This is a genomic window from Allobosea sp. Root483D1, from assembly GCF_001429505.1.
Lineage (GTDB): Bacteria > Pseudomonadota > Alphaproteobacteria > Rhizobiales > Beijerinckiaceae > Allobosea.
The window spans coordinates 335,847-358,091 of sequence record NZ_LMJW01000020.1 but is presented as its reverse complement, the minus strand read 5'-3'; the positions used below and the strand labels follow the sequence as shown (position 1 = coordinate 358,091).

Below are 22,245 nucleotides of genomic sequence, written 5' to 3'. Positions count from 1 at the left end.
CCTCACGAAAACAGCAGGACCGACAGCTTGCGCCGCCCGGCGACGCTGTGCTCGTCCATCGGCCCCCAGGCCTCGAAGAACTGCAGCAGCTGCTTGCGGGCGCCGTCGTCGTTCCATTTGCGGTCGGCCTTGATGATCGCAACCAGATGATCGACCGCCTCCTCGCGCCTGTCGCGGGCGTTCAGCGCCAGCGCGAGGTCGAACCGCGCCTGATGGTCTTTCGGATTGGCTGCGAGCTTCGCCTCGAGCTCCGCGGTATCACCGAGCGAAGCCGCCTGCTCGGCGAGTTCGACCGCGGCCCTGACAGCCACCACCGCCGGATCCTGTATCTTGGCCTCCGGCACCATGGCCAGAAAGCCCTTGGCGCCCTCGATGTCGCCGGCGTCGAGATGCAGGCGCGCCAGCCCGGCGATCGCCAGGGCGTTCTCCGGCTCGGCCGCGAGAACCTCGGCATAGAGCTCGCTCGCGCCGGCGGCATCGCCTGCCTCCAGAGCCTCCGCAGCAGCCGCCAGCACCTCCTCGACCGGCCCGGGGCCCATCGGCCCCACGAGCTTCTCGATGAAGGCCTTCACCTGGCTCTCCGGCTGCGCGCCCATGAAGCCGTCGACCGGCTGGCCGCGCTGGAAGGCGATCACCGCGGGGATCGACTGGATGCCGAGCTGGCCGGGGATCGCCGGATGCTCGTCGATGTTCATCTTGACCAGCTTGACCTTGCCGCCGGCCTCGTTGACCACCTTCTCGATCACCGGGGTCAGCTGCTTGCAGGGCCCGCACCACGGCGCCCAGAAATCGACCAGCACCGGCTGGTTCATCGATTCCGCCACGACATCCTGACGGAAGCCCTGCGTCGTCGTGTCCTTGATCAACCCCTTGTCCGGGGCCGCATCGCCATTGACCAGCATGGCTCGTCCTTCGCTTAGCAATCTGTCTGTCCTGAAACCGGAGGCCCGCCGCGGCGGGCCAACCCATAGATGGGTGGCTTCAGCCGTTCTGTCCATCGTCCGGCGGCACCGGAAGTTCAACGATCATCGGCTCGTGCCCCGTGGCGCGCAGGAAGGCGAGCATGTCGTCGCGCGCAATGCCAAGCGTCGCCGTGTTGACCAGAGGATGGAAGTTCATGCGCTCGCCATCCATCAGGGCGGCATCGAGCACCATGGTGACGTCGCCCGCCCGGTCGTTGGCAACGGCGAAGGCCGTGACCGAGCCCGGCGTGACGCCGAGCTTCTCCATCAGCAGATCGGCCGAACCGAAGGAGAATCGTCCGCTGGCGCCAAGCGTCGCGTGCAGCCGCTTCAGGTCGATCCGCGTGCTTTCCAGCGCCGAGACCAGGAAGAGCCGCCCCTTCTTGTCCTTCAGGAACAGGTTCTTGGTGTGGTGGCCGGCGACCTTGCCGCGCAGTTCCTTCGATTCGGCGACGGTGAAGACCGCGACATGGTCGATGCGCGTCGTCGCGATACGAAGGTCGTCGAGCCTGGCGATGAGATCGTCGGGAGAGAGCGGCGTGGGCATGGGCGGCCAATAAGGAAAGGACGTGCCGATGCCTAAGGCCGCAGGCCGGCGCAGGCAAGCGAAGCGGGGCATGAAAGATGCGCGCCCGCTGCGCGCTCCGCACGCGATGCATACCCTGCGGGCCGCCCCGAGCCGGCTCCGCAAGCGGGGCTTCTCGCCTGTAGCATCGTCCGCCAGCGCGGCATGGCTGGTGGCTCAGCTGGAACGTCCCCTGAAACAGCGCCATTTTCCCAGCTGTCTTGCCGGGCTGTCACGCGACGATCAGAAAATTGCAACAAGGCGCTTGCGCTTCCCGCCGCTTTGGGGCAATAACCCGGCCGCGCCGCCAACACGGCGCGACTGTCTCGGATGCGGGTGTAGCTCAGGGGTAGAGCACAACCTTGCCAAGGTTGGGGTCGAGGGTTCGAATCCCTTCGCCCGCTCCAGACAATCTCAAGGTTTGAGAGGCACGTAAGCGTCGGGTTTCCCGGCGCTTTTTTGCTTTTTGGGTTTGGAGGATTCGGGTCTGTTTCCGAAGGCTCGGAAAGCCCGTGGTTACCTGCGGGTTACGAGTTCGCTCCGAAGCCGCACAGGCCTTCAGCCGCGCTTCCGCTGGCCGCGCGGCGGTGACGCCGCGAACGCGCGCAGGGATCTGTTCTTGCGCTTCGTAGAGGTCCGGCTCACGGAATTCCGCGAGCCGGGGCGTAGCAGCTCAACGCAACACGCGGCGCAGGCCGGCGAGCCGATCGATGACGACCATCACGACGATCGAGATCAGGATCAGGGAGCTGGCCAGCGCCGCCCCGACGGCGTCGTATTGGAACTTGATATAGGAGAAGAGCTCGACCGGCAGCGGCGTCCAGCCCGCAGGCGCCAGGAAGACCGAAATCGGGAAATCGTTCCAGGACAGCACGAAGCAGAGCACCAGGCTGGAGATGAGGCCGGTCCTGATCACCGGCAGGGTGATCGAGAACATGGTCCGGACCGGTCCCGCCCCGACATTGCGCGCGGCTTCCTCGAGCGACAGGTCGAAGTTCTGCATGCTCGCCGTCAGGATACGGACGGCGAAGGGCAGGACGTGGATCGAGTGCCCGATGACCAACGCCGGAATGCCGGAGCCGAAGCCGAGCCGCGCGAAGAAGACATAGAGCGCGAGGCTGAAGATCGTCGTCGGGATCAAGAGCGGCGACATGATCAAGAGGTTGATCAGCGCCTTGCCGCGGAAGTCGTAGCGGACCATTGCCAGCACGACCATGAAGGCCAGCGCATTGGCGATCAGGGTCGCCGCCACGCCCAGCCACAGGCTCACTCCCATCGCCCGCACGAAGGTGTCGGAGGTCCAGGCCTGGCGGAACCATTCCAGCGTGAAGCCGGAGGGCGGCAGGATGAACTCCTGCGGGTTCACCGAGACCATGATCGTGATCAGGATCGGGAAGAACAGGAAGCCCATCGCCAGATAGGTGACGAGCCGCAGCGCCAGCGCGCCCAGGTCGAGCCGCATCATCGCTTCGCCTCCAGCCGGTTGAGGATCAGCTTGCCGAACAGGAAGGCCATGCCGGTCAGGATCGTCGCATTGGCCAGGATCATGATCACCGACAGGCTCGACGCGAAGGGAAGGTCGTTGTTCAGGAGCGCCTCGCGGTAGATGACGAGGCCGATCATCTGCGTGTCGTTGGCGCCGACCATCAGCGGCACGGCGAAAGCCGAGAAGTTCAAGGTGAAGACGATCACCAGCCCGGCATAGAGACCGGGCAGCGTCAGCGGGAAGGTGATGCTCCAGAAGGCGCGCCAGCGATTGGCGCCGACATTGCGGGCCGCCTCGACAAAGGACGGGTTGATGCGCTCGATCGAGTCCAGCAGCGAGAGAACGATGTAGGGCATGCCGATATAGACCAGCAGGATGACCACGCCCTTGAGGTCCCACATATAGCGGACCGGCTCGTCATAGACGCCGATCGCGATCATCAGCGAGTTCAACAGGCCGCCACCGCGGAAGATCACGATCCAGCCATAGACCAGGGTGACGAGGCCGATCAGCAGCGGCGCCAGCACCATCGTCATCAGGATGCTCTTCTGCAGCCCGCGGGTCTGGGCGATGAAGAGCGCGACAGGATAGCCGAGCAGCACCGAGATCACTGTCGCGACGATGGCGATGCGGATCGAGAACCAGAGCGTGTTGATCAGGTACCAGGAGCTGCCGAGGAAGCGGACATAATTGTCCATCGTCATGGCCGACACCATGTAGGCGCCGTCGACCCCCTGGTTGAAACTGGTGCGCGCCACCCAGAGCAGCGGCATGACCACGAAGATCAGGAGCGCCACGAGTGCCGGGGCGAGCAGGAGCGGAGCGGCCATCCTCCTCCTCACGGCCTGCCTCCCTCGCTGCGGATCAGCCTGAAATCGCCGGGCTCGATGCCGATGCGGACCGCGTCTCCAATCGTGGCGGCGCCGCTCGCATTATGCGTCTCGACATAGACGCTCTCGCCGCCGTCGAGCTGGACGGTGTAGCGGATCGTCGGGCCGTAATATTCGACGAAGCTGATCCTGCCGGGAAAGACGTTGGGCCCGTCCTGGCCGGGCGGGTAGATGCGGATGCGCTCCGGGCGCAGGAGCACGCGCACCGGCTCGCCGACATCGGCGGAAGTCGGCACCGTCAATTGCAGGTCGAGGTTCCCGCGGGTACGCACGGTCAGGACCCCACCGGACGCCGCGGTGACGGTCCCGTCGAAGAAGTTCGTGGTGCCGACGAAATCGGCGACGAACTCCGACTGCGGATCGTCATAGACCTCCGACGGGCGGGCGACGCGCGCGATCTTGCCGCGGTTCATGATCACCACCCTGTCGGACATCGACAGCGCCTCTTCCTGATCATGCGTGACGTAGAGCGTCGTCATCTTCAGGCGCGATTGCAGCTGCTTCAGCTCGCGCCGCATCGCGACCCGCAAAGCGCGGTCGAGATTGCTGAGGGGCTCGTCCATCAAGAGGAGCTGCGGCTCGAGCGCGAGCGCGCGGGCCAGGGCGACGCGCTGTTGCTGGCCGCCGGACAATTGGCGCGGCAGCCGGTCCTCATAGCCGGACAGGCCGGTAACCCCGAGCGATTCCTCGATCTTGCGGCTGATGAAGGCCTTGTCGCGCTTGCGCAGCTTCAGGCCGAAGGCGACGTTCTCCGCCACCGTCATATGCGGCCAGAGCGCATAGTTCTGGAAGACGAAGCCGACCTCGCGTTTCTCCGGCGGAAGATGGGTGACGTCCCGGCCGTTGACCCGGATCGTGCCGTCGCTCGCCATGATGAAGCCGGCGATCATCCGCAGGGTCGTGGTCTTGCCGCAGCCGCTGGGGCCGAGCAGGGACACGAACTCGCCATGGCCGACGTCGAAGGAGACGTCGTCGACCGCCATGACGTCGCCATAGCGCCTGCAGATGGAGGCGACCTGGATGGCTTTGTCCTGTGATGCGTTCATATCGTGTGCTTTGCAGGATCGAGGCGAAGGCGAGGCTTTGACCGGCGCGCCCGACGAGCGGGCGACGCCTTGCGAAGAGTGTGGCGCCTGCCCGCTCGTCCGGCAGGCGCTTGCGAGATCGCTCACTTGCTCGTCATCTGGTTGAGCTGGTTCTGCCACTTGGCCTTGTTGGCCGTGATCTTCTCCTGATCGGGCAGGAACAGCCGCTTGAACTGCTCGTTCTGGACCAAAAGATCGCGGAACTGGAAGTCGGCGGGGATCGGCGCGTTCTGCACGGTCGGGGCGTAGAGATTGCGCGTCGCGAAGGCGATCTGGACCTCGGGGCTCAGCACATAATCGACGAAGGCCTGCGCCTTGGCCGGATCCTTGGCCGCCTTGGTGATGTTGATCGTGCTGATCAGCGGGAAGGTGCCCTCGGCCGGGCGGGCGAACTTGACGTTCTTCGCCCCCTTCTCGAGCAGCTCCTTCATCCGCCCGGTCGCCAGCATGCCGAGCCAGGCATCCTGCGTCTGGAACAGCGAGACCATCTGGCTTTCGACGTCGAGCGAGCCGATCAGGTTGCCGCTCTTGATCAGCGCCGCCATCTTGTCGAGGCCCGGCTGGATGTTGTCGATGCCACCGCCGTTCCGCTCCGCCTGCAGCACGGTCAGGCTGAGCGTCGGGATATGCTCGAAGCCGTAGATGACCACATGGTTCTTGTAGTCCGGCTTCCAGAGCTCGTCCCAGCTCGTCGGCGCCGCCTTCACCTTGTCCGAGTTGTAGGCGAGCACGTAGTCGCCGACATTGACGAAGACCGTGTAGGGCGAGTGGACCGCGTTCGGGTACAGGTTAGCCATGTTCGGGATCTTGGCCTTGTCCAGGGCCATCCACAGGCCTTCCTTCTCGCCCGCGATCGAGTTCAGCAGCGTGTTGGTGGCGACGTCGACCTGGCCCAGCCGTGCCTTGACGAGATGGTCGGGGCTCGCGCCGACGACCCACTCGATCTTGCAGTTGTGGGCCTTCTCGAACCCCGCAGCGACCGATTCATAAGTCTTCTGATAGCTGCCGCCCCAGGTGGTGACCCTGAGCTTGCACTCCTGGGCCAGCGCGGGAGAGGCCAACGCACCGAGCGTCCCGGCGAGCAGCAAAGCTGAAATTGTCCTGTTCATCTTGGAATCCCCGATTGTTGGTTGCAGTCAGATCCGCAGCGCCCCTCTTCTGTCGGAGGGCTCGAATGGCCGATGCCGCCTGGCGGCACCGGAAGAGCTGCCGCCCGAGGCGGCAGGGGCAGTCAGCGCTTCGCCTTGCGACGGTTCCTGAGATCGGTCAGCGAATAGCGCGAGTGGATCGCTTCCTGGTCGACGCACATCTCGATCACCGCCGGCTTGCCGGCCGCCAGGCAGCGCTCGAAGGCCGGCGCGAACTCCTCGGTCCGGGTGACGCGCTCGGCATGGGCGCCATAGGCCAGCGCCAGCGCGTGGAAGTCGGGATTGACGAGCTGGGTGCCGTTGACGCGCCCCTCGAGGCGATTTTCCTCGTGGATGCGGATGGTGCCGTACATGTTGTTGTTGAACAGCACGACGATCACCGCCGCCCCGTATTGCACGGCGGTCGCCAGTTCCTCCGAGCTCATCTGGTAGCAACCGTCGCCGACGAAATCGACGACCACCCGGTCGGGATGGAGCAGCTTGGCCGAGATCGCCGCCGGCAGGCTGTAGCCCATCGAGCCGCTGATCGGCCCGAGCTGCGTGTGCAGCCGGTAATGCGCGAAATAGCGCTGGCTCCAGGTCGCGTAGGCGCCGACGCCGTTGGTGACGATGGCATCCTCGGGCAGGCGCTGGCGCAGCCATTTCATCAGCTGCGGCAGGTCGATCTCTCCCGGGCAGGGCCTGGGCGTGGTCTCGATCTCGAAGGTCTCACGCAGGGCCGCCGTCCAGTCGCCGCGCGCCGCATGCTCCACCGGCGCATGCCCGGCGAGCTGGCGGGCGAAGGCGTCGTTGTCCGCGAGCAGGGCGAGGTCGACCTGGAACACCCTGTTGAGCTCGTCGAAACTGCGGGTGACGTGGACGAATTTCTGCTTGGGAACCGGGATGTCGAAGAGCGTGAACCCTTCCATGTAGCCGGCACCGATCGTGTTCACGTCGCTGAGTGCGTCGTTGCACATGATGACGAAGTCGGTGTCCTTGACATGCGCCAGCAGGGCCGGGTTCGAGCCGATGCCGATCTCGCCGACATAGCAGGGCAGCCGATGGTCGATGATGTCGCGCCGCCGGAAGGTGGTGACGACCGGAACGTTGTTGGCGCTCGCGAAGGCCTGGATGTCGTCGCGCGCACTTTCCGTCCAGCCGGAGCCACCGACGATCAGCAGCGGGCGCTCCGAGGCCGACAGCATGGCGAAGATCTGCTCGACCGCCTCGCGCGAAGGCTCGCCGGCCGAGGCCGGCACGCTCGGCTTGCCCGGCGCGACCTCGCACTCCTCCTCGAAGACGTCTTCCGGCACCACCAGCACGACCGGCCCCATCCGGCCGGTCATCGCGGTGTGGTAGGCGCGCTGCACGAATTCGGGGATGCGCCTGGGATCGTCGATCTGGGCGACCCATTTCGTCATCGGCGCGAACATGGTGCGGAAGTCATAGGCCATGAAGGCTTCGCGCTCCATCAAGGCGCGCTTCACCTGGCCGACGATCAGGATCATCGGCGATGAATCCTGGAAGGCGGTATGGACGGCATTGACGGCATTCGTCGCACCCGGACTGCGGGTGACGAAGGCGATGCCGGGACGGCCGGTCAGCTTGCCATAGGCCTCGGCCATCTGCGCCGCGCCGTTCTCGTGCCGGCAGCTGATCGCGCGGATCTCGGGATAGCGGACGCCGAGCGCATCGAGCGCGCAGAGAAAGCTCTCGCCGGGAACGTGGTAGATGATCTCGGCGCCGTTGAGCTTGAGCTCGTCGGCCAGAATCTCGCTGCCTTTTCTCATCACCATGACGTCAGTTCCACTTGAGGCATTGTCGAAGGGGCATGCTGTGCGCCGCCCTCAGCCGATGACGAAAGGATTGGCGATCTCGTCCGCGGTCGACAGCCAGACCGCCTTGGTCTGCAGGTATTCGCGGATACCCTCGACGCCGTTCTCGCGGCCGATGCCGCTCTTCTTGTAGCCGCCGAAGGGGGTCGTGTAGGAAATGTCGCGATAGGTGTTGATCCAGACGCTTCCCGCCTCGAGCCGGTCCGACATGCGCAGCGCAAGCTTCATGTCACGGGTCCAGACGCCGGCCGCGAGGCCGAACTCGCTGTCGTTGGCGATCGCGACGGCTTCGTCGGCATCGTCGAAGACCAGGGTCGAGAGCACCGGCCCGAAGACCTCCTCGCGCGCGATCCGCATCTTGTTGTTGACGCCGGTGAAGATCGTCGGCTCGACGAAGAAGCCCTGCGCGCATTCGGCGCCGTCCGGACGCTTGCCGCCGATCAGCAGCTCGGCGCCCTCCTGGCGGGCGATGTCGACATAGCCCAGCACCTTCTCGAACTGCATCTTGTTGGCGATCGGGCCGACCTGGGTGCGGATATCGCGCGGGTCGCCGACGCGGGCCTTCCTGGTGAAGGCGGCGAGCTTCTCGACGAACTGATCGTGGACACGGCGCTGGACCAGCAGGCGCGAGCCGGCAATGCAGGTCTGGCCCGTCGCGCCGAAGATGCCGCCAACAACGCCGCGCACGGCATTGTCCAGATCGGCATCGTCGAAGACGATGTTCGGCGACTTCCCGCCCAGCTCGAGGCTGACCCGCTTCACGTCCTTGGCCGCCAGCGAATAGAGATGCGCACCGGTCGCGGTCGAGCCGGTGAAGCCGACATGACGGGTCAGGGGGTGGGTGACGAGCGGCTCGCCGACCTCCTTGCCGAAGCCGGTGACGACATTGATGACGCCGGGTGGGAAGCCGGCAGCCTCGACCAGCTCCATCAGCTTCAGCGCGGTTGCCGAGGTGTGCTCGGCCGGCTTGAGCACCAGCGTGTTGCCGGCGGCGAGCGCCGGGGCCGCCTTGAGCGAGAGCAGCAGGAGCGGCGCATTCCAGGGAACGATCGCGACGCAGACGCCGAGCGGCTCGGGACGTGAATAGCTGAGCGCCGGCTTGTCGCAGGGGTGCACGACCCCTTCGATCTTATCGGCCAGGCCGGCATAGTAGTAATACCACTTCGGGATGTAGCGGATCTGGTGCTGCATCTCGGCCAGGAGCCGGCCGTTGTCGCGCACCTCGATCTCGGCGAGCGCGTCGGCATTCTCCTCGATCAGCGTACCCAGGCGATGGATGAGCTTGGCACGCTCGGAGGGGTGCATCTTGCCCCACGGCCCCTCCTTGAAGGCGCGATGGGCCGCGCGCACGGCGCGATCCGCATCCGGGGCGCCGCCGCGCGCCACCATCGCCCAAGGCTGCGCGGTGAAGGGGTCGACCGTCTCGAAATACTGCCCGGACGCCGGCTTCACCCATTGGCCATCGATGTACATGTCCAGCGTGCGCAGCGCGGGTGAATGCGACGTCATCAGAATCTCTCCCGTCACAGCCGGACGCCATCATGGTCGAGGCGCTTCCAGGCTGTTTTTATCATATCATTTCAAAGTCGATATGATATCAATATGCGATACTGATCCAATCGATCTTTCGGTGTCAAGCACCTATCTGTTGAAAATGCGCGCCATGTGCTCTTAAAGGCGGCAGAGGCCGATACCATTTGAAACGCGTTGTGATATCAGATCGACGCACGCCGAGGACCCATGCATGACCGAACTGACCCAGGTCACCCAGCCGCTCTACGGGCAGATCAAGACCGCGATCGAAAGGCGGATTCGCGCCGCGGAATGGCCGGCGGACTTCCAGGTCCCGCGCGAGGAGGATCTGGCGGCCGAGTTCGGCGCCTCGGCACTGACCGTGCGTCGCGCCCTTCGCGAACTGCAGACCGAGGGCATGCTGGTACGCGTCCAGGGCCGCGGGACCTTCGTCGTCGGCCCGCGGATGCAATGTGCGATCTTCGAGCTCTCTGACGTCTCGGAAGAGATCTCGGCGAGCGGCGGCGTCCACACCAGCGAGGTGATGTCGCTCTGCGCGCTTGCGCCGGACAGCCCCTTCATCGGCCTGCTGCCGGTCCCGGCGGGCAGCACCGTCTTTCATTCGCGCCTGCTCCACAAGGAGGACGGCACGCCGGTCCAGATCGAGGACCGCTTCGTCAACGCGGCCGAGGCCCCCGCCTATCTCGAGCAGGACTTCACGCGGATCACGCCCCACGCCTATCTGCTGCGGATGACCGAGGTCACCTTCGTCGACAACACGATCCGCGCCATCCGGCCCGATGACGAAAGCCGCGAGGCGCTGCAGGTCGACGCCAACCAGCCCTGCCTGCTGCTCGACCGCCGGACATGGCGCGGTGACGTGCCGGTGACGCGCAGCCGCTTCCTCTATCCGGGGGACCGCTACCGCCTGCGCAGCGCGCATGAAGCGACATCGGCCCAGCCGGTACTCTCGGCGCCGGGCGGCACCGGGCAATTTCCGAGGCGGATTCGCTAGCGTCAGGTCATCCCGAACGGCGGCGACCTAGTCCCGGCTCCGCGAAACCCGGCGCGCGGTATCGACGACCATGGCGATCAGCTCCTCCTGCCGCTCCGGCGTGAACCGGTAGCTCGGCACGGTCACCGTGATGCTGCCGACGACCTTGCCACGCGCATCGTGAGTGACGGCGGAAATCGCGCTGATCTCGCTGTCGAGTTCGCCGAAATTGAGTGCATAGCCGCGCTGGTGGGAGGTCGTCAGCTCCTGCCGCAGCGCCGCGGGATCGACGATCGTCCGCTCGTTGAAGCGCTCCAGCGCTGCCCCGCAATAGGCATCGATCGCCTCGGCCGACTCATGGGCCAGCAGGATCTTGCCGCAGGCCGTGCAATGCCCGGGATCGCGGCGGCCCGGCTCGGAGAAGATCCGGACCGCGCCTGGACCGGGGACCTGTTCGATCGTCACGGCATCGCTGCCGTCCCACATGTTGTAGCTCGCGGTTTCACCCGATCTCGCCGCCAGTTCCTCGAGCGCCGGGCGGACCAGATCCTTGATGTGCAGCTCGGCCAGCACGGGCGCAGCGAGCAGGACCAGGCCCGGCCCGAGCTTGATCCGTGCCGAGGCTGCATCGCGCTCGACCAGCCGCGCCACCACCAAGGTCGCGACAAGTCGCGAGATCGAGCTCTTGTGCAGCCCGATTCGCCGCGCAATCTCGTTGATCCCCAGCGGCTCCGGCGATCCCGACAGGCAGTGCAGGATTGCAATCGCGTGCTCGACGGCACCGACCGTGCCGCCCCTCCCCTCGACCGGCTGCACATCGGGTTTTTTCACCAGGGCACACTCCTGCATCTCGCTTGACGAGGCCGGCAAAGGCTGACAAGCTCGTATTGTGCAACACTGTTGTGCATAGCGCAACATGATTTTCCCAAGAGAAGCGCGGCGCCCCGGATAGTTCGAGCCGGGCCGGGCAGTTCTGGGACGAGCTGGTGGGCACGCCGGCTAGGGGAGATCGCGGCAACGCGAATCCGGGCGGTGAACGGGCGAGGCCCGGCAACGTTTCGGGGAAAACGGGGAGGTTTTGATGCACAAGCTCGGAATTCTGACAGCATCCCTTGCTGCCATGCTCGGTCTCGGTGGCCTGACCACCGAGGGACAGGCGCAGACACCGGCGCCGACGATGAAGAAGATCACCTTCCTCACCAACTATGTCTACAACGGCCGTCATGCGCCGTTCTTCGTCGGCCGCGACAAGGGCTTCTACAAGGAAGCCGGCTTCGACATCGACATCGCCCCGGCAACCGGCAGCGGCTTCGTCATCGCCGCCGTCGACGGCGGCAAGGCCGATTTTGGCATGGCCGAAGTCGGGCCTGTCGTTCAGGCGATCGCGAAGGGCGCGAAGCTCAAGGCCTTCATGGTCTATACCGACGTCACGACCAGCGGCCTCGCCTCGCTGACCCCGTTCAAGACGCCGGACTCGATCATCGGCAAGCGGATCGCGGCGTCGCAGACCGACAGCGCCCGCGTCGTGCTGCCGATCATCTTCGACGAGAAGAAGCTCGACGCCTCCAAGCTGGACTGGCAGGCCGCCGACCCCGGCGTCTATTTCTCGCTGCTGCTGAGCAACCGGACCGACCTGTTCACCGCCAGCTCCGACGGCGACATGCCGGCCTTGACCAAGGTCGCGACCGCGCAGGGCAAGACGGTCGAGTTCTCCAGCTTCGTCGACTGGGGTTACGACGTGTTCGGCTATGTCCTCGTCGCCGGCACGCCGACCCTCGAGAAGAACCTCGACGAAGCCAGACGCTTCGCCGCTGCGACGCGCAAGGCGGTCGAATACGCGATCAAGAACCCGGAAGAGACCGCCGAGATCATGGTCAAGGCCAATCCGGCCATGAACCGCGAGACCGTGCTGACGCAGTGGACCGGGGCGATCAAGTCGATACAGACGCCCTACACAGCCGAGCACGGCTACGGGACCGCTGATGACAAGCGCATCCAGCGCACGATCGACCTGGTCAAGAAGGCGCTGAAGCTCGACGCGACGCTGAAGCCCGACGACCTGTTCGCGATCAAGGGCAAATAGGCCGCTCCGGCCGCCCTTCTCAGCCTGACGACCCCAGTCCGGAATCCTGCATGTCTACCTCCCTCATCGTCGAGAACCTGTCGAAGACGTTCGGCTCGACCCTGGCGATCGACCAGGCCTCCTTCTCGGTCCCCGAGAACAGCTTCGTCTCGATCGTCGGCCCCAGCGGCTGCGGCAAGTCCACCTTGCTGCGCATCGCCGCCGGGCTGGTGCGCGCCAGCGGTGGCCGCATCAAGCTGCGCGGGCAGGAGGTCACCGGCCCGATCCGCGATGTCGGCATGGTGTTCCAGTCGCCGGTCCTACTGCCCTGGCGCACGACGCTCGACAACATCCTGTTCGTCGCCGAGATGGGCGGGCTGCGCCGTTCCGACTATGAGGGACGCGCCCGCGAGCTGATGGCGCTCGCCGGCCTCTCCGGCTTCGAGGAGAGCCGCCCGTTCGAATTGTCGGGCGGCATGCAGCAGCGCGCAGCGATCTGCCGCGCGATGCTGCTCAAGCCCTCGCTGATCCTGATGGACGAACCCTTCGGCGCGCTCGACGTTATCACCCGCGAGCGCATGGGTTTTGCCCTCCAGACGCTCTGGGAGGAGAGCCGCAACACCGTGCTCTTCGTCACCCACAGCATCACCGAAGCCGTCCTGCTCTCCGACATCGTCGTGGTGATGTCGCCGCGGCCGGGACGGATTCACGACATCGTGGAGATCGATCTGCCGCGTTCCCGCACGAGCGCAACCTTGCGCGATCCCAGATTCGTCGCCTTCGCCGCGCGGGTGCGCGAGGGCATCGAGGCCGGCGAGACGGAGTACTGACGATGGCCGAGACCTCCCTCGTCGCGCGCCTGCGCCCGCTCCTCTTCCTGGCCGTCCTGCTGCTGGCCTGGGAGATCGGCGCGCCGCTGATGGGCATCCCTGGCTACGTCCTGCCGCTGCCCTCGGCGATCGCCGCCCGCTTCGCCGAGACCGCCTCGATCCAGCTGCACGGGCTGGCGATGACCGGGATGACCACGTTGGTCGGCCTCGTCTTGGCGCTCGTCTTCGGCGTCCTGCTGGCGCTGGTCGTCATCTATGTGCCGATGCTGCGCTCGATCGTCATGCCGCTGCTCGCCGCCTTCAACTCGATCCCGAAGATCGCGGTGGCACCGCTGTTCGTGATCTGGTTCGGCCTCGGCGTCGAATCCAAGATCATCCTCGCCTTCCTGCTGGCGCTGTTCCCGATCTTCGTGAATTCGCTGACCGGCCTCGGCGAGATCGAGGCCGATGTCATCGACCTGTCGACGCTGGCCGGCGGCACGCGCTGGCGCATCTTCACCAAGGTGCGCCTGATGAACGCCGTCCCCTACATCACCGACGCGCTCAAGGTCGCCTTCCCGCTGGCGCTGGTCGGCTCGATCGTCGGCGAGTTCATCGGCGGCAATGACGGCATCGGCCATCTCATCCTGTTCGGCCAGTTCAACATGGATACCCCGCTCGTCTTCGCGGCGCTGGTCTCGATCACCGCCTTCACCACGCTCGGCATCGGGGCCGTCTCGCTGTTCGAGCGCATGGCCCTGACCTGGCGCCCATCGCAACGCCGGCGCTGACGCGCCCGCCCGACATCACATCCGCAAGGACAATCCGATGAGAAACTATATCGCGCGCCTGAAGGAGAGAGGCGATCTGCTGTTCGTCGACAGGGAGGTCGATCCCTTCCACGAACTCGCCGCCGTGACCCATCTGGCGCAAAAGCGCTGGGGCAAGCCGATCCTGTTCAACAAGGTCAAGGGCACCCGCTTCCCGGTCGTCACCAATGTCTACGGCTCGCGCGAGCGGCTGGCCGAGATCATCGGCATCGACGCCGCCGATTTCTGCCGGCAATGGAGCAACCTCGCCAACCTCGGCAGCGGCGCCGGTGGCACGCCGTTCGTGCAGTCCGAGGATGACGACCTGATCGAGTGCAAGCTCTCCGAGCTGCCGCTGATCACCTATTCCGACCGCGACGCCGCCCCCTATTTCACCTCGGCGATGTTCATCGCCAAGGATCCGGAGACCGGCGTCGGCAACCTGTCCTATCACCGCTCGATGTTCGTCAGCGACCAGGAGCTGCGCTGCCGGCTGGCGCCGCGCCACCATCTGACGATCTATCACGAGAAGGCCGAGAAGATGGGCAAGCCGCTCGAGGCGGCGATGCTGATCGGCGCGCCCTCGACCTCGTTCCTGACCGCGGCCGCCCCCCTGCCCTACGATGTCGACGAGCTCGAGGTCGCCGCCCGCCTCAAGGGCAGCCCGATCGCGATGCGCAAATGCAAGCACATCGACCTCGAAGTGCCCGCCGACACCGAGATCGTCATCGAGGGCCGCTTCCTGCCGAACGAGCGTCGGCCCGAGGGGCCGTTCGGCGAGTTCATGGGCTACTACGTCCCCGAAGGCCCGAACGCGGTGTTCGAGGTGCTGGGCGTCACCGTCCGCAAGGACGCCGTCTTCCATTCGATCCTGTGCGGCTCGGCCGAAGAGGTGCTGACGCTGGAGCTCTCAGTCTCGGCCAATATCTACCAGCGCCTCAGCGCCGCCCTGCCCGGCATCCTCGACGTCACCTGCCAGCCCTTCGTCAACCACGCCATCGTCAAGATGGACACGCAGTTCGAGGGCCATGCGCGCCAGGTGATGCTCGCCACGATCGGAGCCGAGCCGATCTGGGCCAAGATCATCACCGTCGTCGATGAAGACGTGAACATCTACGACATGGACGACGTGATGTGGGCGACGCTGACGCGCTGTCGGCCCGACAAGGACATGCTGATCATTCCGGAGACGCCGTCCTTCTATCGCGACGAGCAGAAGGACCATTGGGGCCGCCTGCTGATCGACGCGACCAAGCCGTTCCACCGCAAGCCGGAATTCGAGCGCAAGAAGATCCGCCTCGCCGACCAGATCGACCTCTCCGACTGGTTCGACAACGCCTGACGGCAGGTTCCCATGACCGATCACGACACGCCCGCACGCATCATCATCGGCATCAGCGGCGCCTCCGGCGCCGTCTACGGCGTGCGGGCGCTCGAATTGCTGGCGGCGGTCGGCGTCGAGACTCATCTCGTCGTCACCCGCTCGGCGCATCTGACTCTGTCGCAGGAGCTCGGCATGAGCCCGGCGGCGCTCGCCGAGAAGGCGAGCGTCGTGCACAACATCCAGGATATCGGCGCGACGATCTCCAGCGGCTCGTTCCGCACGCTCGGCATGCTGATCGCCCCCTGCTCGGTGCGCACCATGTCGGAGATCGCGACCGGCGTGACCTCGACCCTGATCAGCCGGGCGGCCGACGTCGTGCTCAAGGAGCGCCGCAAGCTGGTGTTGATGGTGCGGGAGACGCCGCTGCATCTCGGCCATCTGCGGACGATGACCAGCCTCGCCGAGATGGGCGCGATCATCATGCCGCCCGTGCCGGCCTTCTACGCTTTGCCGGAGACGATCGCCGACATGGTCGACCACAGCGTCGGCCGCGCGCTCGACCTGTTCGGGGTCGATTGCGGCGCGGTCCGGCGCTGGGCCGGCATGCCGGCGGCCCGCAAGGCGGCTCCCGAACCTCGCTGATCGCACGAGCCTGATCATGATGCCGTCACCGCATAGCCAACCCAGACGCCGCCCGGTGCACGGCGCGATGATCGGCGTCATCGTGCTCGACACCGGCTTCGACCGTTTGCCCGGCGACGTCGCCAACGCCGAGACCTGGGATTTCCCGGTGCAGTTCCGCGTCGTGCGCGGCGTCAGGCCGAAGGACGTGATCGAGGGCGATCCAGAGCAGGCGCTCGGGCCGTTCCGCGAGGCGATCGACGATCTGGTGGCGATCGGCGCCGCCGGCATCACCACGAGTTGCGGCTTCCTCGCGGCGGTCCACCCGGAGCTGCGCCGCTACTCCCCGGTTCCGATCGCGACCTCCAGCCTGATGCAGATTCCCCTCGCGCTCAGCCTGCTGCCCGAGGACCGGACCGTCGGGGTGATCGTCTCGGACCGCAAGGCGCTGCAGGACCGGCATTTCCGCAATGTCGGCGCCCCCACCGGCCTGCCGCTCGGCGAATTGCCGGAGGACGGCGTCATCCGCTCGCATATGCGCGAGAACCGGCCGCTCGCCGATCATGCCGCCCAGGAGCACGAGGTGCTCGCGGTCGTCGAGCGCATGCTCGCGGCGACTCCCGCGATCGGCGCCATCGTCAGCGAATGCGCCAACCTGCCGCCGCATTCGGCGGCGATCCAGCGCGCATTCGGTCTGCCGGTCTTCGATATCGTCACTTTGGTAGACTGGCTCCATTCAGCGATCCGGCCGCGGGCTTACGGCGACGGCCCGAGACTCCACAGATGACCGGCAGCGGTTACGACCTCGTCGTGGTCGGCGGCGGGCTGATCGGCGCCGCGATCGCCTGGGGCGCGAGCCGGGCTGGCGCGAGCGTCGCGCTGCTCGACGAAGGCGATGTCGCGCACCGGGCTTCGCGCGGCAATTTCGGCTTGATCTGGCTGCAGGGCAAAGGCGTCGGCAAGCCGGCCTACATGCATTGGTCGTTGCGAGCCGGCCGCCTCTGGAAGAACCTGGCCGAGGAGCTCGGTGCCGCCACCGGCCTCGATATCGGCTGGCGGCCGGCGGGCGGGCTGCACTTCTGCTTTTCCGAAGCCGAGCTCGAAAAGCGCCGCGACATCCTCGCCCGCACCCATGCAGATGGCGGCGAGATCTCGATGCAGTTCCTCGACCGCACGGCGCTGCGCGACCTCGTGCCCGGGATCGGCCCCGATGTCGCGGGAGCCTCCTTCTCGCCGGAGGATTCGCATGTCAGCCCGCTTTATCTGCTGCGCGCTCTGCAACGGGCCTTGCAGGATGGCGGCGGCAGCTATCGGCCGGGCACCACCGTCACCGACATCCGCCCCGAAGCCAGTGGCTTTGCCGTCGCGACGCCGGCCGGACCGGTCCGTGGCCGCCGCATCGTCCTCGCCGCGGGGCTCGGCTCCGCCCGGCTTGCGCCGCAGCTCGGCCTGTCGATGCCGGTGGAGCCCGAGCGCGGCCAGATCGTGGTGACGGAGCGCGTCCGCCCCTGCTTCCCCTACGCCGCCAACTGCCTGCGCCAGACAGCCGAGGGCTCCTTCCTGTTCGGCAGCAGCCATGAGGAGGTCGGCTTCGACGAGGGTACGCAGGTGGCGACGGCCGCCGATCTCTGCGCCACGGCGCTGCGCGTCCTGCCCGGCCTCGACTCGGCCGGGGTAGTGCGCTTCTGGGGCTCGCTGCGGGTGATGACGCCGGACGGTCTGCCGATCTACGAGGAATCCAGCCGCTATCCCGGCGCCTTCGCCGCGACCTGCCATAGCGGGGTGACGCTCGCCAGCGTGCATGCCTTCGACATCGGCCCGGCCGTGGCCGCCGGCACCCTCCCCGCGGCGGTCGCCAGTTTCGGAAGCGGACGGTTCGATGTTCAGGCGGATTGAGCCGAGCGCTCCCGAGGGCGGCCCGGCACTCACCTTCGAAGGGCGCGAGATCGTCTTTTATCCCGGCGACAGCCTGGCTGCAGCCTTGCTGGCTGCCGGCATCGGGGCGCTTCGCCAGAGCCCGGTCGACGCCTCGCCGCGCGCGCCCTACTGCATGATGGGCGTCTGCTTTGAATGCCTCGTCGAGATCGACGGCCGCCAGAACCAGCAGGCCTGCCTGACGCCGGCGCATGACGGCATGGTGGTGCGCCGCCAGATCGGCGCGAGGCAATTGCCATGAGCCAGGGCTGGGATGCGATCGTGATCGGCGCAGGCCCCGCCGGCATGGCTGCGGCGGCGACCTTGGCCGAAGGCGGCGCGCGAGCCTTGCTGCTGGACGAACAGGCCGAGCCCGGCGGCCAGATCTACCGCGCCATCGAGCGGAACCGGAGCAATGCCCGGCTTTCGGCGATCCTCGGGCCCGATTATCGGCGCGGGGCGGCGCTGGTCGAACGCTTGCGCGCCTCTGGAGCTTGCCTGCGTTTCTCCAGCAGCGTCTGGCGTGTCGAACCGGGGGCCGCGGTCTGGTCGCGCACGAACGGTATGGCTACGCTCGACCGGGCCAGGGCCTTGGTGATCGCGACGGGCGCGATGGAGCGCCCCGTGCCGCTGGCCGGCTGGACCCTGCCGGGCGTGATGACGGTCGGCGCCCTGCAGATCCTGCTTAAGACGGGCGGCCTCGTGCCGAGCGGGAGGCTCGTCCTCGCCGGCACCGGACCGCTCTTCTATCTCTTCGCGCGGCAATGCCTCGATGCCGGTGTCGAGCACCTGACCTTGCTCGACACCGCCCAATCCGGGAACATTCCTGCAGCACTGCCGCATCTGCCGCGCGCTTTCACCGGCCAGGGCTGGCGCTATCTCGCCAAGGGCGCCGGCCTGCTCGCGGCCCTGTCGCTCGGGCGGGTCAAACTCCTGCGCGGCGTCAGCGAGATCGCGATCGAGGGCGAGGAGCGCGCCACCGCGATTCGGTTCCGTACCGGCCGAGCCTCGCACAGGCTGGGTTGCGATCTTATCGGCCTGCACGAGGGCGTGATCCCCCAGCAGCAGCTCCCGCGCGCGCTTGGCTGCATCTTCGACTGGAACGAGGGCCAGTCCTGCTTCCAGCCGCGGCGCGATCCATGGGGCGCCAGCACGCTGCCCGGCGTCTTCATCGCCGGCGACGCCGGCGGCATCGTCGGTGCGCAGGCCAGTCTCCACGAAGGCGAGGCGGCCGCGCTCGCGATTCTGGCCGAGTTGGGCCGCATCACCCCGGCCGCACGCGACGCCCGGCTGCGCCGTGTCCGACAGGCGCGCGACGCCCATCTTACGGCACGGCCGTTTCTCGACCGTCTGTACCGGCCGGGCCCCGGCCTCATCGCCCCGCCGGATCACGTCACGATCTGCCGCTGCGAGGCGGTCGGCGCCGGCTCATTGCGCCGGGCGGTCGCGCGCGGGGCGCTCGGCCCCAGCCAGGCGAAGGCTTTCCTGCGCGTCGGCATGGGCCCGTGCCAGGGCCGGCTCTGCGGACCGAGCGTGACCGGCCTGATCGCGCGGGAGACGGACCGGAGCGAGGCCGAAACGGGCTACTATCGCATCCGCGACCCGATCAAGCCCGTCACCGTCGGAGAATTGGCAAGAGCCTCGCAACCAAGCGCCTCGCATCGCGGAGACTGAGATGAACAGGCTCGATCTCGATGGCCCCCTCTGGCGTTTCGCGCTGACATTCTACGCGCTGCCCAGCGTCGCCGAAGCCTGCCTGACCTTGCAGGACGAAGCCCAGCTCGATGTGATCCAGCTGCTGGCCGCAATCTATGCCGACCTGATTTTGCAGCAGCCGCTGTCGTCGGATGATGTCGCGGACCTCGGCCGGCTAACGGCCGAATGGCGGGTCGCGACGGTTCTGCCGCTGCGCGAGATTCGCCGCTTCCTCAAGCCACCGCGGGATGGCTTTCCCGAAGAGCGGCACCTGTTGCGGGAGAAGGTCAAGGCTGCCGAGCTGCTCGCCGAGCAGATCCAGCTCGCAATGGTCGAGCAATGGCTGGATCGGCGCGAGCCGAAGCCAGGGCTTCCGGCGCGGGAGGTGCTCGGCCTGCTCCTGAAGGATGACGCCGCCGGGCAGCCGAGGAACGAGCGGGCACTCGGCATCGCGCTCTCGACATTGGAAACCGCAATGGAAACCGTCATTCGCCGCGGCAATACAGGAAACCGCGACGACCTGTGATCGTCCCGGCACGCGAACACGAACCGATATTCGCGTCGCGCGACAATCCTCCGGGCTTCGCTTCAGCGCTTGCGTCCGCCATCCTCGGCCAGCAGCTCCTTTCGTGCCTTCGCCATGACCTTGCGGGCCGCGTCGTCGACCGTGGGGAACTGCGGATCGAGCCGTTCGAGCCGGTCGACGATCGTGGCCGCAACGATCAGCCGGGTGAACCATTTGTTGTCGGCCGGCACGACGTGCCAGGGGGCCTGCTTGGTGGCCGTCTCGGCGATCGCGTCCTGATAGGCCGCCTGATAATCGTCCCAGTGCCTGCGTTCGGCCAGGTCGCCCGGATCGAACTTCCAGTGCTTGTCGGGCTCGTCGATCCGCGCCAGGAGGCGCCGGCGCTGCTCGTCCTTCGACAGGTTCAGGAAGAACTTCAGGACCACGGTGCCGTTACGCGCCAGGTGCTTCTCGAAATCGCGGATGCTTTCGAAGCGATTGTGCCAGACATTCTTGCCGATGAGCTTGGGCGGCAGGCCCTGCTTGCGCAGCAAGTCTTCATGGACGCGGACGACCAGCACCTCCTCGTAATAGGAGCGATTGAAGATGCCGATCTCGCCCCGCTCGGGCAGCGCGCAGGTGGTGCGCCAGAGGAAGTCATGGCGCAGCTCCAGCGAGCTCGGCGCCTTGAAGGAGGTGACCTCGCAGCCTTGCGGATTGATCCCGGACATGACGTGCTCGATCGTCCCGTCCTTGCCGGCCGTGTCGATCGCCTGCAGCACGATCAAGACGGACCAGCGTCGTTCGGCGAAGAGCCGCTCCTGCAGGTCGCGCAGCCGCTTGACGCCGGTCTGCAACAGTTCATGCGCCTCGTCCTTGTCGATCTCGAGGCCGTAGGTCTCGCTGGGGTCGAAACGCTTCAGCTTGAAGTCGTCGCCATCGGTGACCCTGAAGCGCTTGACCATCTCGTCCGGCAGCATGCCTGGCATCCCTTCGCAGAAAGACTGTGCTCCACTGTGTCGCCCTGCCGCGGATTGTCCAGCTTTCCGGCAGAAGTCAGACGATCAGCTCCGTCACTGGTAACCGTGCCCGGCTTCCAGGCGGCGAACCATCCGGCAGGCCGAGCCTGAAGACGTTGACCAGGCGCCGGCCGGCCGGAACGCCATAGTGCTCGGCGAGTTGCCTGCTGCTCGCCGGCCAGTCGGCCAGCACCGAGACCGGGCAGGCCGCAAGCCCCTGCGCGGCCAGCATCAGCCAGGTACGGTAGAAGGCGCGCCCGCTCGCGAGCGGGTCCTCGCCGTCCGGCCGGTGAAAGAGCGCGACGGCACTGTTGGCGAACTTGCCCCGCTCGCTCGCCAACGTCGCGGCAAGCCCGAGGCGGCGCAGAAGTGGAAACAGCGGCCCGAGCACCAGCCCTGTCCCGAACGCGACGAGGCCCGGCATCGCCATAGCCTCGGCGCTGAGCCCGTCGCGTTGATAGGTGGGATCGGTGCGCGACAACCGCATCCAGCGCAGCAATTCGGAGCGATGCGCGTCATCGCAGAGGAAATGGAAGCCGGCCTCATCGGCGAGCCGCGCGATCTCGTCGATGGTTTGCACGCCGCGAAGCAGCTGCGCATCGCTGGTCATGGCGGAAACCATGTCGAGCGCCGCCTCGCCTGCGGCATCGAATGGCCGGAAGCCGCCGCGCCAGCTCGTCCGGGCGGAGACGAAATCGGCCAACCCATCGAGCGCGCCGCCCGCCGCGACCGCGATGTGCGCGACCGGCTGCAGGCTTCCGGAAACCGTTGGCTCGGCCATGGGCTGGATGTCCGCGATCCCCAGCCCACGCCGGCCGAGCGCCAGCGACAATCCCTCGATCGCCGCGCCATGCGAGAGCCGGACATCATGCCCCGATGGATCGGCCGCCGGCAGGCGCCGGGTGACGTCCTCCAGGAGGAGCAGCGTGTCATTGCCGATGAGCCGCCAGCGCGTCGGCTGGATATTGTGGACGCTCGGCGCGAGGCGAACCTCGGCGAGCAGCGCTTCGAGCAGGGCGCGGTCGAGCATG

At 66.7% G+C, this 22,245-nt stretch carries 22 protein-coding genes and 1 tRNA gene; 12 read left to right on the top strand and 11 right to left on the bottom strand.

What is annotated here, in order from left to right:
• Positions 1-2: 2 nt before the first annotated feature.
• Both trxA and ASE66_RS20280 read right to left on the bottom strand, forming a co-directional pair.
• Entirely contained in the window at positions 3-902 is a 900-nt protein-coding gene (gene trxA, locus ASE66_RS20285; protein ID WP_057191514.1) for a thioredoxin, read from the bottom strand.
• A 79-nt stretch (positions 903-981) separates the two neighbouring features.
• Entirely contained in the window at positions 982-1,509 is a 528-nt protein-coding gene (locus ASE66_RS20280; protein ID WP_057191925.1) for a prolyl-tRNA synthetase associated domain-containing protein, read from the bottom strand.
• Positions 1,510-1,859: 350 nt separating this feature from the next.
• Here ASE66_RS20280 and ASE66_RS20275 point away from each other — a divergent pair.
• Positions 1,860-1,934 (top strand) — tRNA-Gly (locus tag ASE66_RS20275).
• A gap of 266 nt (positions 1,935-2,200) precedes the next feature.
• Here the strand turns inward: ASE66_RS20275 and ASE66_RS20270 are convergent.
• From ASE66_RS20270 to ASE66_RS20245, 6 genes are all read right to left on the bottom strand, one after another.
• Entirely contained in the window at positions 2,201-2,992 is a 792-nt protein-coding gene (locus ASE66_RS20270; protein WP_057191513.1) for an ABC transporter permease, read from the bottom strand.
• Complete coding sequence (locus tag ASE66_RS20265) at positions 2,989-3,843, bottom strand: ABC transporter permease (RefSeq protein ID WP_057191512.1); 855 nt, start codon at positions 3,841-3,843, stop codon at positions 2,989-2,991. The genes ASE66_RS20270 and ASE66_RS20265 overlap by 4 nt, the downstream gene beginning before the upstream one ends.
• A gap of 8 nt (positions 3,844-3,851) precedes the next feature.
• Complete coding sequence (locus tag ASE66_RS20260) at positions 3,852-4,949, bottom strand: ABC transporter ATP-binding protein (RefSeq protein WP_057191511.1); 1,098 nt, start codon at positions 4,947-4,949, stop codon at positions 3,852-3,854.
• Positions 4,950-5,071: 122 nt separating this feature from the next.
• Positions 5,072-6,097, bottom strand: coding sequence for an extracellular solute-binding protein (locus tag ASE66_RS20255; protein ID WP_057191510.1), 1,026 nt, complete (start codon positions 6,095-6,097; stop codon positions 5,072-5,074).
• Between the two features lie 122 nt (positions 6,098-6,219).
• On the bottom strand, positions 6,220-7,911 hold the full coding sequence (locus ASE66_RS20250) for a thiamine pyrophosphate-binding protein (protein ID WP_244494997.1): 1,692 nt from the start codon (positions 7,909-7,911) through the stop codon (positions 6,220-6,222).
• 51 nt (positions 7,912-7,962) lie between these two features.
• Positions 7,963-9,459, bottom strand: coding sequence for an aldehyde dehydrogenase (locus ASE66_RS20245; RefSeq protein WP_057191509.1), 1,497 nt, complete (start codon positions 9,457-9,459; stop codon positions 7,963-7,965).
• 235 nt (positions 9,460-9,694) lie between these two features.
• On the opposite strand from ASE66_RS20245, the gene hutC reads away from it, so the two are divergent.
• On the top strand, positions 9,695-10,477 hold the full coding sequence (gene hutC / locus ASE66_RS20240; protein ID WP_057191508.1) for a histidine utilization repressor: 783 nt from the start codon (positions 9,695-9,697) through the stop codon (positions 10,475-10,477).
• A 27-nt stretch (positions 10,478-10,504) separates the two neighbouring features.
• Here the strand turns inward: hutC and ASE66_RS20235 are convergent, their stop codons facing one another.
• Positions 10,505-11,287, bottom strand: coding sequence for an IclR family transcriptional regulator (locus ASE66_RS20235; protein WP_162262513.1), 783 nt, complete (start codon positions 11,285-11,287; stop codon positions 10,505-10,507).
• A 250-nt stretch (positions 11,288-11,537) separates the two neighbouring features.
• Between ASE66_RS20235 and ASE66_RS20230 the strand changes: the two genes are divergently transcribed.
• The 10 genes from ASE66_RS20230 to ASE66_RS20185 are packed head-to-tail and all read left to right on the top strand — an operon-like array spanning position 11,538 to position 20,216.
• The gene (locus ASE66_RS20230; protein ID WP_057191506.1) at positions 11,538-12,539 is read left to right on the top strand and encodes an ABC transporter substrate-binding protein; all 1,002 of its coding nucleotides are present in this window, start codon (positions 11,538-11,540) and stop codon (positions 12,537-12,539) included.
• Between the two features lie 50 nt (positions 12,540-12,589).
• The gene (locus ASE66_RS20225; RefSeq protein WP_057191505.1) at positions 12,590-13,348 is read left to right on the top strand and encodes an ABC transporter ATP-binding protein; all 759 of its coding nucleotides are present in this window, start codon (positions 12,590-12,592) and stop codon (positions 13,346-13,348) included.
• A gap of 2 nt (positions 13,349-13,350) precedes the next feature.
• Positions 13,351-14,118, top strand: coding sequence for an ABC transporter permease (locus ASE66_RS20220; RefSeq protein WP_057191504.1), 768 nt, complete (start codon positions 13,351-13,353; stop codon positions 14,116-14,118).
• A gap of 37 nt (positions 14,119-14,155) precedes the next feature.
• Entirely contained in the window at positions 14,156-15,478 is a 1,323-nt protein-coding gene (locus tag ASE66_RS20215) for a UbiD family decarboxylase (protein ID WP_057191503.1), read from the top strand.
• Positions 15,479-15,490: 12 nt separating this feature from the next.
• Positions 15,491-16,102, top strand: coding sequence for a UbiX family flavin prenyltransferase (locus tag ASE66_RS20210; RefSeq protein ID WP_057191502.1), 612 nt, complete (start codon positions 15,491-15,493; stop codon positions 16,100-16,102).
• Positions 16,103-16,118: 16 nt separating this feature from the next.
• Positions 16,119-16,868: an aspartate/glutamate racemase family protein gene (locus ASE66_RS20205; RefSeq protein WP_057191501.1), complete on the top strand. Its 750-nt coding sequence runs from the start codon at positions 16,119-16,121 to the stop codon at positions 16,866-16,868.
• Positions 16,865-17,977 (top strand): NAD(P)/FAD-dependent oxidoreductase, encoded by a 1,113-nt coding sequence (locus ASE66_RS20200; protein WP_057191500.1) that lies wholly within the window; start codon positions 16,865-16,867, stop codon positions 17,975-17,977. The genes ASE66_RS20205 and ASE66_RS20200 overlap by 4 nt, the downstream gene beginning before the upstream one ends.
• Positions 17,961-18,257 (top strand): (2Fe-2S)-binding protein, encoded by a 297-nt coding sequence (locus ASE66_RS20195; protein WP_057191499.1) that lies wholly within the window; start codon positions 17,961-17,963, stop codon positions 18,255-18,257. Before ASE66_RS20200 ends, ASE66_RS20195 begins: the two co-directional genes overlap by 17 nt.
• Positions 18,254-19,669, top strand: a complete 1,416-nt coding sequence (locus tag ASE66_RS20190; protein WP_057191498.1) for an NAD(P)/FAD-dependent oxidoreductase — start codon at positions 18,254-18,256, stop codon at positions 19,667-19,669. Before ASE66_RS20195 ends, ASE66_RS20190 begins: the two co-directional genes overlap by 4 nt.
• Position 19,670: 1 nt before the next feature.
• Positions 19,671-20,216 carry a TIGR02444 family protein gene (locus ASE66_RS20185; RefSeq protein WP_057191497.1) on the top strand — a complete coding sequence of 182 codons (546 nt, stop codon included), beginning with the start codon at positions 19,671-19,673 and terminating at the stop codon, positions 20,214-20,216.
• 62 nt (positions 20,217-20,278) lie between these two features.
• On the opposite strand, the gene ASE66_RS20180 is transcribed toward ASE66_RS20185, so the two are convergent.
• Both ASE66_RS20180 and ASE66_RS20175 read right to left on the bottom strand, forming a co-directional pair.
• Entirely contained in the window at positions 20,279-21,175 is an 897-nt protein-coding gene (locus tag ASE66_RS20180) for a polyphosphate kinase 2 family protein (RefSeq protein ID WP_244494996.1), read from the bottom strand.
• 76 nt (positions 21,176-21,251) lie between these two features.
• The gene (locus tag ASE66_RS20175; protein ID WP_057191495.1) at positions 21,252-22,244 is read right to left on the bottom strand and encodes a hypothetical protein; all 993 of its coding nucleotides are present in this window, start codon (positions 22,242-22,244) and stop codon (positions 21,252-21,254) included.
• Between the last annotated feature and the right edge of the window lies 1 nt (position 22,245).

Coding starts and splice junctions, on each gene's coding strand:
- trxA (WP_057191514.1), bottom strand. CDS start 902: ATGCTGGTCAATGGCGATGCGGCCCCGGACAAGGGGTTGATCAAGGAC.
- ASE66_RS20280 (WP_057191925.1), bottom strand. CDS start 1,509: ATGCCCACGCCGCTCTCTCCCGACGATCTCATCGCCAGGCTCGACGAC.
- ASE66_RS20270 (WP_057191513.1), bottom strand. CDS start 2,992: ATGATGCGGCTCGACCTGGGCGCGCTGGCGCTGCGGCTCGTCACCTAT.
- ASE66_RS20265 (WP_057191512.1), bottom strand. CDS start 3,843: ATGGCCGCTCCGCTCCTGCTCGCCCCGGCACTCGTGGCGCTCCTGATC.
- ASE66_RS20260 (WP_057191511.1), bottom strand. CDS start 4,949: ATGAACGCATCACAGGACAAAGCCATCCAGGTCGCCTCCATCTGCAGG.
- ASE66_RS20255 (WP_057191510.1), bottom strand. CDS start 6,097: ATGAACAGGACAATTTCAGCTTTGCTGCTCGCCGGGACGCTCGGTGCG.
- ASE66_RS20250 (WP_244494997.1), bottom strand. CDS start 7,911: ATGGTGATGAGAAAAGGCAGCGAGATTCTGGCCGACGAGCTCAAGCTC.
- ASE66_RS20245 (WP_057191509.1), bottom strand. CDS start 9,459: ATGACGTCGCATTCACCCGCGCTGCGCACGCTGGACATGTACATCGAT.
- hutC (WP_057191508.1), top strand. CDS start 9,695: ATGACCGAACTGACCCAGGTCACCCAGCCGCTCTACGGGCAGATCAAG.
- ASE66_RS20230 (WP_057191506.1), top strand. CDS start 11,538: ATGCACAAGCTCGGAATTCTGACAGCATCCCTTGCTGCCATGCTCGGT.
- ASE66_RS20225 (WP_057191505.1), top strand. CDS start 12,590: ATGTCTACCTCCCTCATCGTCGAGAACCTGTCGAAGACGTTCGGCTCG.
- ASE66_RS20220 (WP_057191504.1), top strand. CDS start 13,351: ATGGCCGAGACCTCCCTCGTCGCGCGCCTGCGCCCGCTCCTCTTCCTG.
- ASE66_RS20215 (WP_057191503.1), top strand. CDS start 14,156: ATGAGAAACTATATCGCGCGCCTGAAGGAGAGAGGCGATCTGCTGTTC.
- ASE66_RS20210 (WP_057191502.1), top strand. CDS start 15,491: ATGACCGATCACGACACGCCCGCACGCATCATCATCGGCATCAGCGGC.
- ASE66_RS20205 (WP_057191501.1), top strand. CDS start 16,119: ATGATGCCGTCACCGCATAGCCAACCCAGACGCCGCCCGGTGCACGGC.
- ASE66_RS20200 (WP_057191500.1), top strand. CDS start 16,865: ATGACCGGCAGCGGTTACGACCTCGTCGTGGTCGGCGGCGGGCTGATC.
- ASE66_RS20195 (WP_057191499.1), top strand. CDS start 17,961: ATGTTCAGGCGGATTGAGCCGAGCGCTCCCGAGGGCGGCCCGGCACTC.
- ASE66_RS20190 (WP_057191498.1), top strand. CDS start 18,254: ATGAGCCAGGGCTGGGATGCGATCGTGATCGGCGCAGGCCCCGCCGGC.
- ASE66_RS20185 (WP_057191497.1), top strand. CDS start 19,671: ATGAACAGGCTCGATCTCGATGGCCCCCTCTGGCGTTTCGCGCTGACA.
- ASE66_RS20180 (WP_244494996.1), bottom strand. CDS start 21,175: ATGCTGCCGGACGAGATGGTCAAGCGCTTCAGGGTCACCGATGGCGAC.
- ASE66_RS20175 (WP_057191495.1), bottom strand. CDS start 22,244: ATGCTCGACCGCGCCCTGCTCGAAGCGCTGCTCGCCGAGGTTCGCCTC.